This window comes from Mycobacterium sp., from assembly GCF_050701675.1.
Lineage (GTDB): Bacteria > Actinomycetota > Actinomycetes > Mycobacteriales > Mycobacteriaceae > Mycobacterium.
Genome location: NZ_JBOGDD010000043.1, coordinates 1 through 12590, shown reverse-complemented (window position 1 = coordinate 12590; position 12590 = coordinate 1). Strand labels below are relative to the sequence as shown.

The following is a 12590-nucleotide window of genomic DNA, read 5'->3' as shown; positions in this document are numbered from 1 at the left end:
CGGGTGGTCAATCCGCTCATTCGTTTGTACTACACTCAAACCAGTTGCGCCCTAAAACCGCGCACTTCTCAGCATGACTGCAGGTCAGACGTTTTTTGCCGGTGGTGCTACGACGCCGAGAGCGTCCGGAACCGCGTTGAACGTCATCATTTCGCGCTGGCCGACGTAATCTCCGTCGATCTGACACGCCACCGGTGTGTCGGCTGTCACGCGCACCCACGGAACGTCGTCGTCGCGGATCAGATGCTTGGCCTCCAAGCGGCGCTTCTTGGAGAGCATCTGGCCGACCAGCCCCAGATTTGCCCACACGTTCATGCTGGTCGTCGCGAAGATGCCCAGCCCCGTCTCGAAGGTGGTCGACGGGTTCGTCCAGACGGGGCGCGTGTTGGCGTAGGTCCACGGACTGGAGTTCGAGACGAACGCGAAGTGGACCCCGGAGATGGCGTCCCGGCCAGGCAACTCCAGCGTCAGGGACGGCTCCTTGCGGGCGCTGGCCAGGAGCTCGCGCGTCGCCACCCGGATGTAGCGCGACGCGGTGACCTTGCGGCCCTTCTCCCGCTGCGCCTCGACTGCCGCCACGACCTCGCCGTCCACGCCCATGCCAGCGGTGAAGACACCCCACCGCACGCCGCAGTCCATCAGTCCGATGCGGCGCCACGCCGCGCCGCGTCGGTAGGCGCCGAGGAGGTCGACGAGTTGATTGGTCGCGTCGGTGGGGTCGGGGCTGATGCCCAGGGCCCGCGCGAAGACGTTGGCGGACCCGCCAGGCACCACTCCGATCGCCGGTCCGCCGGCGGGCGGCGCCTGGCCGCAATCGCCGAGGATGCCGTTGACCACCTCGTTCACCGTGCCATCGCCGCCGTGCACGATGACCACGTCGATGCCGTCGCGCGTGGCGTCCCTGGCGATCTCGATGGCATGCCCGCGGTGGTCGGTGTGCGCGACGGTCAGCTTCACGCGACTCTCCAGTGCGTGCGCGAGCAGATCGCGCCCAGCCGGGGTGGTCGAGGTGGCGTTGGGGTTCACGATCAGGACGGCACGCACGGGGCTCAACCCTAACGGCACAGCCGGTCGGGCATGGGCCCGTCCACGGCCGCCGGGTGCGCTCTACGCTCGACCGTGTGATCGTGCCCTCGCCGTCGTCCATCCGTCAGGCGGCCGCAGTGGTGGCGCTGGAGGGCGTCGCGCTGGTGGTCGTGGCCGTGGTGCTGGTGGCGCGCGCGCTCGCAGGCGCCCACGAGAAGTCCATCAGCGGGTACGGCACCGCGCTCTGGTTCGTGGTCATGGGGGCCGCGGTGTTCACCGCTGGGTGGGCGTTGTGGACGGGCAGACGATGGGGCCGCGGAATCGGGGTGTTCGCGCAGCTTCTCCTGCTGCCCGTGGCCTGGTACATCGCCGTTGGCTCCGAACGGTGGGCCTACGGCGTTCCCGTTGCCGTCGTCGCGTTCATCGCGCTGGCGCTGCTGTTCAGTCCGTCGGCTCTGCAGTGGTTGTCGGCTCAGGATCCCGCGGCGAGCTCCGACAACTCCTCACCAGAAACGCGGTAGGTGGTCCACTCGTTCTGCGGACGGCCGCCGACGGAGTCATAGAGGGCGATCGCGTTGGAGTTCCAGTCGAGCACGGCCCAGGACAGTCGCGTGTAGCCATTGGTCACGCACTCGCCGGCCAGTGTCGAGAGCAGCGCGCGGGCCAGGCCGTGGCGGCGAAACGCCGGCCTGACGAACAGATCCTCCAGGTAGATGCCCGCCACACCGTCCCACGTGGAGAAGTTGTAGAACCACAGCGCCATCGCGGCAGGCTGGCCGTCGACCTCGGCCACGTGCGCCTGTACGGTGACCGGATCGCCGAAAAGTGCTTGGCGCAGCTGACTTTCGGTCACGGTGCACTCGTCGAGGGCATGCTCGAACTCGGCCAGTTCGCGCACCATGGAGACCAGTACGGCCTCGTCGTCGGGGCGGGCTCTGCGGATGGTGATGGTCACGTGCTCACTCCCAGCGCGGTCAGGATCGTCCGGAACTTCGTATTCGTCTCGGCCACTTCGTCATCGGGATCGGACTCGGCGACGATTCCGCCGCCGGACCTCGCGACGGCGGTGCGGCGGTCGGCCGACAGTTCGGCGCACCGGATGGACACCACCCACGTGCCGTCGCCGTTGCCGTCGCACCAGCCGACCGCGCCCGCGTAGAAGCCGCGATCACCCTCGAGGCGCCCGATGACGTCGATGGCGTCCGCGGTGGGAACACCGGCTACGGCCGCGGTCGGGTGCAGTGCAATGGCGAGATCCAAGGCGGTGGTGGACGAGTCGCGAAGGCGGCCGGTGATGGGAGTGCTCAGGTGCCAGACCTCCGAGGTGCTGCTGAGCTCCGGCGACGACGCGATTCGTAGGTCGGAGCACAGTGGTTGCAGGGCCGTCCGCATCTGGTCGACCACGAGCTGATGCTCGTGCAGGTTCTTCGCGGAGTCCGCAAGCGCGGCGCCGTTGGCCAGGTCCACCTCGGTGTCGGCCGAGCGTGGTGCCGAACCTGCGAAGGGGCGGCACGTCAAGACTTCGCCACGGCGGGCCACCAGCAGCTCGGGGCTGGCTCCGACCAGTGCCGTGCCCGCACATCGGTCGCCCGCCGCGCTGAGGTCCACGAAATACGTTGTCGCCGAGGTGTCCTGGGCAAGCCTGTGCACTATGGTGCCGACGTCGATGGCGTCGTCCGCCACGAGGCGTAGCGCCCGCGCGAGGACCACCTTGTGCAGTGCGGACGCGGGATCGTTCAGCTGCTTCAGCGCCGTGGCGATCCGGGCGCGATGAATGTCGGGCGCAGGCAGTGTCTCGGCGATGCGCACCTCTGGCATGTCCCGACGCGCCCAGTCGGGCAGCAGATCGATGAACCCGACGCGATCGGGGCACATCAGCGCGGTCGGAAGCGTCACGTCGAAGGGTAAGGCGCCCAAGATGATCGGCGCCTCGCCCGAGGCAAGTGCCGCCCGTGCGTCATCGAGCCGCGGATACGCCGTGCCGATGCCATCGGCGACCACGACACCGTCGGGGCCCGCCATCAGGAACGATTCGATCACGCGGGTAGGCAGGGGTTGGTATGTCCGGTGAGGCCGAGGGCGGAGATCTGCCGAACACCGTGCTCGAACCCGCAGACCGCAATCGATGCGGCTGCCATGGACACCCGGATCCCCTCGGAGATGGGCAGTTCCATCCAACGGGTCATCACCGAACGGGAGAAATGGCCGTGTCCCACGAACACCACGTCGCGTGACTCCATGTGTGACAGCGCCAGGGCGACGGCGCGGTCGGCGCGGACGCCGATCTCGGCAACGGTCTCGCCGTCGGGGCAGCCGTACTTCCACACCGTCCAGTCGGGAACCGTCTCGCGGATCTGGGGCGTGGTCAGGCCCTCGTAGTCGCCGTAGTCCCACTCCGCCAGCAGTGGCGTCACCTCGTCGACGGTCAAGCCTGCGAGTTCGGCGGTGACCAGCGCGCGGTGCCGGGGGCTGCTGATCACCATTGGGTCACGCAGCTGCAGGTCGGTCAGCGCCTCGGTGGCAAGGCCGGCCTGCTCGCGGCCCTCGGCGGTGAGTTCGAGATCGGTGCGGCCGGTGTGCCTGCCACTCTTCGACCACTCCGTCTCGCCGTGTCGCAGCAACAGAAGGCGAAAGCGTTCGACACTCACACCCGCGATTGTGCCGCACGCCCGAACTGCCGTCGCGCGTGCCAGGATGAACGGGTTCGAGGGCGAGCGAAGCGACGGGGTAGACATTCCGGGGCGAGCGAAGCGACGGGGAAGACATGACGCAGGTACTAGCGGTCGCCAACCAAAAGGGTGGGGTCGCCAAGACGACGACGGTGGCGTCGTTGGGTGCGGCAATGGCGGAGGAGGGTCGACGGGTCCTCCTCGTCGACCTGGATCCTCAGGGGTGTCTGACGTTCTCCCTGGGCCAGGACCCCGACAAGCTGGCGGTGTCGATCCACGAGGTGCTCCTTGGCGACGTGGAGCCCGATGCGGCCCTGGTGACCACGGCGGAGGGGATGACGCTGCTGCCCGCCAACATCGACCTGGCCGGTGCCGAGGCGATGCTGCTGATGCGAGCCGGTCGTGAGTATGCGCTGAAGCGTGCCCTCGCGAAGTTGGGGGCTGGAGCCGCCCCGGCGGCGACATCGGACCAGCGATTCGACGTCGTCATCATCGACTGCCCGCCGTCGCTCGGCGTCCTCACCCTCAACGGCCTCACCGCGGCGAGCGACGTGATCGTGCCGCTGCAGTGCGAGACCCTGGCTCACCGTGGCGTCGGACAGTTCCTGCGAACGGTCGACGACGTCCAGCAGATCACCAACGCGGATCTGAACATGCTGGGAGCGCTTCCCACGCTGTACGACTCGCGGACCACCCACAGCCGTGACGTGCTCCTCGACGTGGCCGATCGCTACGGTCTGGTGGTGCTCGCGCCACCGATCCCGCGCACGGTGCGGTTCGCCGAGGCCAGCGCGTCGGGTGCCTCAGTGCTCGCGGGCCGAAAGAACAAGGGCGCCAACGCCTATCGCGAGCTCGCCAAGGCTTTGCTCAAGTACTGGAAGTCGGGCAAGGCACTGCCGACGTACGCCCCCGACCTGTAGTCACTGACCGAGCGCCACCAGGGTGTCGCCGCGTTGCTCCAGCAGCGTCTTGCCCGCCATCTGTGGCACCACCGCGGTGTCGCTCGGTGGGCGCTTCAGGTCGATGTGGGATTCCCCTGCGCCGGTCTTTGGGTCGAAGACGTCGTAGCCGGTGGTGACGGGGACCAGCAGCTTGCCAGCCACCAGCGTGGCCGGACCCACGGGTGCCTGGCTGCCGACCGCGCTGACGGTGTACTTGTACTTCAGCCCGTTCGCCTCGAAGACCATCACGCTGTCGCCGGTCCACCAGGTGATCAAATCTCCCGCGCTCGAGGCCTTGGCCCGAGGCGACGCTGGTTTCGGCAGCGCCGTACTGGCGATCGTGGTCCCGGTGTCGTCGATCACGTTGACGGCGGGGGTCGGCGACGGGACGTACACCGCGGTCGTGGTGTCGGACACGGCGATCACCTGCGCGCCGGAATCGGCGGAAACCCCGGGCAGCCCGACGAACTTGGTGGTGGGTTGATCCTCGTCGTCCGCCGGTTTCAGCAGGGTCAGACGCATGTCGGCCTGGCCGGGACAGGCCTCCAGCACCGAAACGGCTGCCGTGCTCGCGGCCGCGGACGCCAGGCGGCACAGCGGCTGAGCAGGCACGTTCGGCTTGATTCTGGCGTCGAGTGCGCCGTAGCTGATCATCCGGACCATGTCGGAGCGCCACAGCTCCAGCCTGCTGGCACCGGCCGACAGGACCGTCGAGCCGTCCGAGGACAGTGTCACCTCGGGATCGGCGTAGGCGGTGCGGGTGTAGTGGCGGCGCCCGGTCTGGCCGTCGATGGTCGTCACCTGCCCGCAGCCACGCGTGTCCGGGTACACGGCGACGGCGTCGTTGTAGACGTAGGTGACGCCGCAGAGATCCACGTTGCGCGCATAGCTCCACAGGACGTTTCCGGTCGCCGGATCGCGGCCGTCGACCTCGCGTCCTGCGCCGGTGACGACGGACCCCGCCGCGACGACGGGCCGGATGGTCGCCGGGCTGGCGGCCGTCCACAGCTCGCGCAGTGACGACGGCACGTCGCGGGCCGCCTGCAGCGCGGGCACCTGGGCGGCCGCGGGCCTGCTGATGGTCGCTCGCGCGTCACTGCTCCACCAGACCAGGGCGACGGCGACGGCGATCACCACGACGATTGCCAATGCCGCCAGCACGTCACACCTGGTGCGGCGTTCCGGAGGCGAGGAGCGAAGCGACCGGGGAATCTTCACCGTTTGACCATCTGCCGGCGGGTACCTCGGCTCAGCCGGCGGTCGGCGCGGATGAGGAGCTGGGACGGCGACGCCTGCGGCGGCGCCGGGCGGGGCCTGCGGAGTCACCAGCGGGCGCGCCGTCGCCATCGGCGGGGGGCGTCGCGGCGGTCTGATCGGTGCCTTCGACGTGGCCGGTGGCGGTCTTGGCGGCACCACGCGTGCGCTGACGGGTGCGGTCCCTGTTGCGTGGCTGCCTCTCGGTGGCCTCGCGGGGCGGTCGCTTCGACGGTTCCCTGGTGCGTGAGGCCTTACCGCCGGTGCCGGTGACGTCCGTCGGGATGTCCAGCTCTTCGTAGATGTGCGGAGAGTTCGAGTAGGTTTCGGCGGGATCGGGTGTGTCGAGCCCCAGTGCCTTGTCGATCATCGTCCAGCGCGGCAGCTCGTCCCAGTCGACCAGGGTGACTGCGATACCCGTCTTGCCCGCGCGGCCGGTGCGTCCGATGCGGTGCACGTAGGCCTGCTCGTCCTCGGGAATCTGGTAGTTGATGACGTGGGTGATGTCGTCGATGTCGATGCCGCGCGCGGCGACGTCGGTGGCGACCAGCACGTCGACCTCGCCGGTGCGGAAGCCCTTGAGGGCCTTCTCGCGTGCACCCTGACCGAGGTCACCGTGCACGGCGCCGACGCTGAAGCCGCGCTCGGCGAGTTCGTCGGCGACCTTCTGGGCGGTTCGCTTGGTCCTGGTGAAGATCATCGTCGCGCCACGGCCGCGGGCTTGCAGCACCCGGCTGACCATTTCCACCTTGTCCAGCGCGTGCGCACGGTAGACGTGCTGCTTGGTGTTCTCGTGGGTCGCCGCGGAGTGCGGGGCCTCGGCGCGGATGTGCGTCGGCTGGTTCATGAAGGTGCGGGCCAGCGTGATGATCGGGTCCGGCATCGTCGCGGAGAACAGCATCGCCTGGCGGTCTGCGGGGGTCTGCTTGAGGATCCGCTCGATGTCGGGCAGGAAGCCCAGGTCGAGCATCTCGTCGGCTTCGTCGAGCACCAGCACCGACAGGCCGCCGAGCTGCAGGTGGCCCTGCTGCGCGAGGTCGAGGAGGCGGCCCGGCGTGCCGACGATGACGTCGACGCCCCTCTGCAGTGCCTCGATCTGCGGCTCGTAGGGACGGCCGCCGTAGATGGAGGTGACGGCCAGCTTGCGGTCACCAGACTCCGAGGTACCCGTCCTCAGGTACTGAGCCGCGGTCGCCAGGTCGTCGTAGACCTGCAGGCAGAGCTCGCGGGTCGGCACGACGATCAGGGCGCGGGGGATTCCGGTGAGCGGCCGCGTCTCGTCGGTGACGAGACGGTGCAGCAGCGGCACGCCGAACGCGAAGGTCTTGCCCATGCCGGTGCGGGCCTGGCCGATCAGATCGTCGCCGGCCAGTGCCAGTGGCAGGGTCAGCTCCTGGATGGCGAAGGTGTGCTCGATACCGCCCTCGGCGAGCGCGCGCACGATCTCGTCGCGGACGCCGAGCTCGGCGAAGGTGGTGGTCTTCGGGGCTGCTTCGGGTGCTTCGACGACCACGTCTATGTCGGGGGTCGGGGCATCCGTGTCAGGGGTGTTGGAAGGGTTGGTGAGTTCAGTCATGCGTTGCCGACGTAACCTTTCGTTTGTCAATCTCGCGGCGTCCACACGCGCACACGAGTTCGACGAAAGAACGTTGGGGGCCTCGGCTTGCTGGAAGAATCCTTGAGACTTCGAGTAAGCGGGCCGACATCGTGCGCGCACATTTCTCGGTAGTGGCGGGGTCGATGACATGCCACTGCCAACTACATGATAGCTGGCGCCTTTCGCGGGACGGTCGCCGCGCCCTTCGGGGGGGTGGAAGTCCGTCTAGAGTTGGTCCATGACTCCGACGCAGCCTGCGCCCTCATCCGAGCAGACGGTGAACCCCGCGACGACGGGCGTGTCGGTCGAGCATCCTGGCGTCAACCAGCTCTTCGCCCTCCTGGCCTACGGCGAGGTGGCGGCGTTCTACCGGCTCACCGACGAAGCGCGGATGGCGCCGAACCTGGCCGGTCGGATCAACATGGCCAGCATGGCCGCGGCCGAGATGAACCACTACGAGCTGCTGCGGGATGCGCTGGCGAAGCGGGGCGTCGACATCGTCGCCGCGATGACGAAATACGCCTCCGCCCTTGAGAACTACCACCGCCTGACCATGCCGAGCACCTGGCTCGAGGCATTGGTGAAGACCTATATCGGCGACGCGCTCGCTGCCGACTTCTATCTCGAGATCGCCGACGCGCTGCCCGGTGAGGCGGCCGACGTCGTGCGCGCGGTGCTGTCGGAAACGAGTCACTCGCAGTTCGTCGTCGCCGAGGTCAAGGCGGCGGTCACCGCGAGCGACAAGCAGCGTCACCGTCTGGCGCTGTGGTCGCGCCGGCTGCTGGGTGAGGCCATCACCCAGGCCCAGTACGTGCTCGCCGAGCACGACGAACTGGTCGATCTCGTCGTGTCCAGCGGTGAAGGGCTTGGCCGGCTCGCCGACTTCTTCGAGCGGCTTCAGAAAACCCACGACGCGCGGGTGCGCGAACTCGGTCTCGGCTAGCCGGGCGCCGCTACTTCGTACAGGTGGTGATCATCGAGTTGGTCGCCTGGGTGACGATCGCTGCGCCGGAGGCATCGGTGATCGAGCAGTTCAGCTGACCGGTCAAGCTGGTCGCGGTGACCGACTTCAATGCCACCCCTGGATCCAGGGTTACGGTTCGCGACCACGGCAGCGCGACGTTGAACTCGGTCTGCAGGGCGCCCTGTGCGTCGGTGTAGACCACGGTGACCAGGTCCAGGAGCGGGCGGGTGCCGGTCACCAGGTAGGTGATCGCGTTGGGTGAGGCCGCAGCCCCGGCTGGTGCCGGATCGGCGCTCGCCGTCGGGCTCGGACTCGGCGCGACCGTGGTGACGGTCTCCGGTGACAGGGGTGCCACCGCAACGGGGGGAGGCGCTGCCGACGTCCTGACGGGAGGCGCCGTCGACGTGGCGACGGGAGCGGTCGTCGGGGTGGTCGCGATGATCGTCTTGGACACCGAGCCGCTGTCTCCTCCGCCGAGGATGACCACCGTGCAGATCACGGCGATCAAGAGGATCGCGCCTGCAACTCCGGCGACCCAGATCCAACGGCGGTCGATGGGATCTTCGTATTCGTAGATCTCGTCGTAGCCGTCTTCGTAACCGTCGTCGTAGTCCTCGTATGAGTCATACGAGCCGTAGCCGCCGGCGTCGCGCTCGTCGGTCCTGGCGCCGCGGGTGGCGGTTCCCGACGTCGGTGAATACGTTGCGTAAGGCCTGTCCATACCGATATCCCGTTGGTCGTTTTCGATGTCGATTCAGCGATGCTAGCGAGGCTGGTGTGACGCACGAGGTTGACGCGCTGGCCGCCAGGTCACGGTTCGGGCTCGGTTGGTTCGCGGGTCGGATCGGACGCTGAACTCTTCGCTTCAAGCGAAGTCGCGCCACCGCTGGCGCGCTCGACGCGGCCCGTCCACTAGCCTGCTCAGAAGTACCATCATCGAAGGGAAGGGTTCAGCGTGGAGGTCAAGATCGGCGTCACCGACAGTCCGCGCGAGCTGGTGCTCAGCAGCGCGCAGACACCCGTCGAGGTCGAGGAGTTGGTGACCCAGGCGCTTGGCAAGGACTCGGGCATCCTGGCCCTCACCGATGAGAAGGGCCGTCGCTACCTGATTCAGAACTCAAGGATCGCCTACGTCGAGATCGGCGCATCCGACGGTCGGCGGGTGGGGTTCGGCATCGGGGCCACGGCAGCAGCAGCTGCCGACAAGCTCGGCTAGAAGCGGGCCAGCGGCACGTGTGACAGTCCGCCCCAGGCGAACTGCACCGTGCCGTCGACCGCGTCGTCCTTCGAGATCGGCCGGTCGGAGTTCAGCCAATACCGCGCGCAGTCGACGCTGGTGGAGACCAACCCGACCGCGATCATCCTGGCGCGGTGCGCTTCCAGCCCGGAATCACTGCTGATCAGCTCGAACACGGCGTCGGTGCAGGACTCGGTGGCTACCTTGACCTGCGCCGAGACCTGAGGCTCGGTCACGTAGTCGTTTTCGAAGATCAACCGGTAGCCCTGGCCGTCGTGCTCGACGAAGTCGAAGAACGCCTGCACCGCCGCCCGCAGCCGCTGGCGGTTGTCCGTGGTGGTGCGCAGCGCTTGGCGCACGCCCGACACCAGGTTGTCCACGTGCCGTTGCAGGACTGCCAGATAGAGCTCGAGTTTCGATGAGAAATGCTGGTAGAGAACAGGTTTGCTGACGCCTGCCCGATCCGCGATCTCGTCCATGCCCGCCGCGTGATAGCCGCGGTCGACGAAGACCTCGCTGGCGGCGATGAGCAGCTGTCCTCGCCGCTCGTCACGGGGCAGGCGGTTGCCGCGCCTATTCGCACCGGTGGGACCACTCGTCGAACCGTCGCCACTCGCCGGTTGTCCGCCCTGCCTCTGGGCGGTGTTGGCGATGTCGCTCATGAGTCCTCAATCTGGCTGCGCTGCTATGTATCGGGTGCTGACCGGGCCGGCACCAGCGGGTCGATCCGGCGGTCCCTCGATCCGACACTACTACCGCCGGTCGGGCCATAGCGCCATCTGTCGTCGGGGCGCAGGTGGCGCGCCACGGCCTGCGATCGCCCGGGCTGTGCCATTCTGGTTCGGTGACCTACGACCCGGGGCGTGGCGGGGGCGGTCGTCAGCCCGTGCTGCGCAACGAGTGGAGGGAACCCTTGCGCGCGCAGCGCGATCCGCTGGCAGAAGATGGGGGTCGGCCGCGCTCCAATCGCGACCAGCACCAGCACTGGCGAAAACAGACGTGGCTGGGCCGGTTCGTCTCCACCTATGGCTGGCGTGCCTATGCCCTTCCGATCCTCGCGGCGATCACCGTGCTCGTCGTCTACCAGACGGTGACGGGCACCAGCGCCCCCGTGCCGGTCACCGCCGAGGGGCCCGTCCAGGGGCCGCCGACCATCGGCGCCGCCAGCACGGGCATCATCGGCGCCCCACCGAAGGGCATGACGCAGTTCGACGCGAACCTGCCGACCGGCATCCTGCCCGAGGGCGGCCCGTTCACCGAGGCGGGCGCCAAGACCTGGCACATCGTGCCGGGCACCTCGCCCAAGGTCGGCCAGGGCACGACGAAGTCCTTCACCTACACCGTCGAGGTCGAGGACGGTATCGACACCACGGCCATCGGCGGTGACGAGGCCTTCGCGCGGATGGTCAGCGAAACCCTGACCAACCCGAAGAGTTGGACGCACAACCCGCAGATCGCCTTCACCCGCATCGACGACGTCTCCCAGGGCCAGCCTGACTTCCGCGTCTCGCTGTCCACACCCATGACGGTGCGCGAGGGATGTGGCTACGACATCCCGCTCGAGGCGTCCTGCTACAACCCCGCGTATCAGAACACCTCCGCCCAGGAGACTCAGTCCAGGGTGTTCGTCAACGAGGCCCGCTGGGTGCGTGGTGCGGTGCCGTTCCAGGGCGACATCGGCTCGTACCGCCAGTACGTCGTCAACCACGAGGTCGGGCACGCCATCGGCTATCGGAAACACGAGCCGTGCGCCGAGAACGGGGCCCTGGCGCCGGTGATGATGCAGCAGACGTTCTCGACCAACAACGACGACGACGCCAGGTTCGACCCGGAATCAGTGCAGGCCGACGGCAAGACGTGCCGCTTCAACCCGTGGCCGTATCCCATCGCCTGAGCTGCCCCACCCTCTACCCCTGTACCCCCCTTCCGTCGCCTCCCTCTGCCGCGAGCGGGCGTGTTGGTACGCAACACGCCGATCGTCGGCGGCATGATGCGCACGCTCGCGCACGACCCCGCTTGCTTGCCGGGGAAGGTCCGCCCGCGGATTGCCGTTGAATGGAGGAGCCTGGTGTGATCGTCACGAGGTACTCACGTCGATTCGAGGAGCGACCCGGTGTCCACATCGCTACCGCCGCTGGTTGAACCCGCGGCAGGGCTCACGCGTGAAGAGGTTTCGCGCTACAGCCGCCATCTGATCATTCCGGACCTCGGTGTCGACGGTCAGAAGCGGCTCAAGAACGCCCGCGTGCTGGTCATCGGCGCGGGAGGGCTCGGCTCGCCGACACTGCTGTACCTCGCCGCCGCGGGCGTTGGCACCATCGGCATCGTGGAGTTCGACGTCGTCGACGAATCCAACCTGCAGCGTCAGATCATCCACGGACAGTCCGACATCGGGCGCTCGAAGGCGCAGAGCGCGAAGGATTCGATCAAGGAGATAAACCCGCTCGTCGAGGTGCGCCTGCACGAAGTGCGGCTGGAGCCGGACAACGCCATCGATCTGTTCAGCCAGTACGACCTGATCCTGGACGGCACCGACAACTTCGCGACGCGGTACCTGGTCAACGACGCCGCGGTCCTGGCCGGCAAGCCCTACGTCTGGGGTTCGATCTACCGGTTCGAGGGACAGGTGTCGGTGTTCTGGGAGGACGCCCCCGACGGTCTTGGCCTGAACTACCGCGACCTTTACCCCGAACCGCCGCCACCGGGAATGGTGCCGTCCTGTGCGGAGGGTGGCGTGCTCGGCATTCTGTGCGCGTCGATCGCTTCGGTGATGGGTACCGAGGCGATCAAGCTGCTGACCGGCATCGGCGAGCCGTTGCTCGGCAGGCTGATGGTCTACGACGCGCTCGACATGACCTACCGCACCATCAAGATCCGCAAGGACCCCGAGACACCGAAGATC

At 67.9% G+C, this 12590-nt stretch carries 14 protein-coding genes; 6 read left to right on the top strand and 8 right to left on the bottom strand.

Features of this window, described 5'->3' with window-relative positions; genetic code table 11:
• Positions 1 to 84 precede the first annotated feature (84 nt).
• Positions 85 to 1044 carry a diacylglycerol/lipid kinase family protein gene (locus ACRDUX_RS01425; RefSeq protein ID WP_526410304.1) on the bottom strand — a complete coding sequence of 320 codons (960 nt, stop codon included), beginning with the start codon at positions 1042 to 1044 and terminating at the stop codon, positions 85 to 87.
• A gap of 77 nt (positions 1045 to 1121) precedes the next feature.
• Here ACRDUX_RS01425 and ACRDUX_RS01420 point away from each other — a divergent pair, with 77 nt between their 5' ends.
• Positions 1122 to 1547, top strand: a complete 426-nt coding sequence (locus ACRDUX_RS01420; RefSeq protein WP_526410302.1) for a hypothetical protein — start codon at positions 1122 to 1124, stop codon at positions 1545 to 1547.
• Here the strand turns inward: ACRDUX_RS01420 and ACRDUX_RS01415 are convergent.
• Genes ACRDUX_RS01415 through ACRDUX_RS01405 form a run of 3 tightly spaced genes read right to left on the bottom strand, consistent with a single transcriptional unit; the run spans position 1499 to position 3674 of the window.
• Positions 1499 to 1981, bottom strand: a complete 483-nt coding sequence (locus ACRDUX_RS01415) for a GNAT family N-acetyltransferase (RefSeq protein ID WP_526410300.1) — start codon at positions 1979 to 1981, stop codon at positions 1499 to 1501. The two genes, ACRDUX_RS01420 and ACRDUX_RS01415, sit on opposite strands and share 49 nt — an antisense overlap.
• Complete coding sequence (locus ACRDUX_RS01410) at positions 1978 to 3048, bottom strand: isochorismate synthase (RefSeq protein ID WP_526410306.1); 1071 nt, start codon at positions 3046 to 3048, stop codon at positions 1978 to 1980. Before ACRDUX_RS01410 ends, ACRDUX_RS01415 begins: the two co-directional genes overlap by 4 nt.
• 14 nt (positions 3049 to 3062) lie before the next feature.
• Complete coding sequence (locus tag ACRDUX_RS01405; RefSeq protein ID WP_526410298.1) at positions 3063 to 3674, bottom strand: acid phosphatase; 612 nt, start codon at positions 3672 to 3674, stop codon at positions 3063 to 3065.
• Positions 3675 to 3790: 116 nt separating this feature from the next.
• On the opposite strand from ACRDUX_RS01405, the gene ACRDUX_RS01400 reads away from it, so the two are divergent.
• Complete coding sequence (locus tag ACRDUX_RS01400; protein WP_526410296.1) at positions 3791 to 4615, top strand: ParA family protein; 825 nt, start codon at positions 3791 to 3793, stop codon at positions 4613 to 4615.
• Here ACRDUX_RS01400 and ACRDUX_RS01395 read toward each other — a convergent pair whose 3' ends face one another.
• Together ACRDUX_RS01395 and ACRDUX_RS01390 are read right to left on the bottom strand one after the other, a co-directional pair.
• Positions 4616 to 5854 carry an Rv3212 family protein gene (locus ACRDUX_RS01395; RefSeq protein ID WP_526410294.1) on the bottom strand — a complete coding sequence of 413 codons (1239 nt, stop codon included), beginning with the start codon at positions 5852 to 5854 and terminating at the stop codon, positions 4616 to 4618.
• Positions 5855 to 5885: 31 nt separating this feature from the next.
• A complete protein-coding gene (locus ACRDUX_RS01390) occupies positions 5886 to 7466 on the bottom strand; it encodes a DEAD/DEAH box helicase (RefSeq protein ID WP_526410292.1) in 1581 nt (526 codons plus the stop codon).
• A 259-nt stretch (positions 7467 to 7725) separates the two neighbouring features.
• Here ACRDUX_RS01390 and ACRDUX_RS01385 point away from each other — a divergent pair, with 259 nt between their 5' ends.
• On the top strand, positions 7726 to 8430 hold the full coding sequence (locus tag ACRDUX_RS01385) for a ferritin-like fold-containing protein (RefSeq protein WP_526410290.1): 705 nt from the start codon (positions 7726 to 7728) through the stop codon (positions 8428 to 8430).
• Positions 8431 to 8440: 10 nt separating this feature from the next.
• Here the strand turns inward: ACRDUX_RS01385 and ACRDUX_RS01380 are convergent, their stop codons facing one another.
• Positions 8441 to 9172, bottom strand: coding sequence for a hypothetical protein (locus tag ACRDUX_RS01380; RefSeq protein ID WP_526410288.1), 732 nt, complete (start codon positions 9170 to 9172; stop codon positions 8441 to 8443).
• A 234-nt stretch (positions 9173 to 9406) separates the two neighbouring features.
• Between ACRDUX_RS01380 and ACRDUX_RS01375 the strand changes: the two genes are divergently transcribed.
• Complete coding sequence (locus tag ACRDUX_RS01375) at positions 9407 to 9667, top strand: DUF3107 family protein (RefSeq protein ID WP_526410286.1); 261 nt, start codon at positions 9407 to 9409, stop codon at positions 9665 to 9667.
• Here the strand turns inward: ACRDUX_RS01375 and fasR are convergent.
• Entirely contained in the window at positions 9664 to 10350 is a 687-nt protein-coding gene (gene fasR, locus ACRDUX_RS01370) for an HTH-type transcriptional activator FasR (RefSeq protein ID WP_526410284.1), read from the bottom strand. The genes ACRDUX_RS01375 and fasR overlap by 4 nt on opposite strands.
• 182 nt (positions 10351 to 10532) lie before the next feature.
• Here fasR and ACRDUX_RS01365 point away from each other — a divergent pair, with 182 nt between their 5' ends.
• Both ACRDUX_RS01365 and ACRDUX_RS01360 read left to right on the top strand, forming a co-directional pair.
• Positions 10533 to 11582 (top strand): DUF3152 domain-containing protein, encoded by a 1050-nt coding sequence (locus ACRDUX_RS01365; RefSeq protein ID WP_526410282.1) that lies wholly within the window; start codon positions 10533 to 10535, stop codon positions 11580 to 11582.
• Between the two features lie 219 nt (positions 11583 to 11801).
• Positions 11802 to 12590, top strand: a 789-nt coding sequence (locus ACRDUX_RS01360) for a HesA/MoeB/ThiF family protein (RefSeq protein WP_526410281.1), incomplete at its 3' end; no start/stop codon positions are given.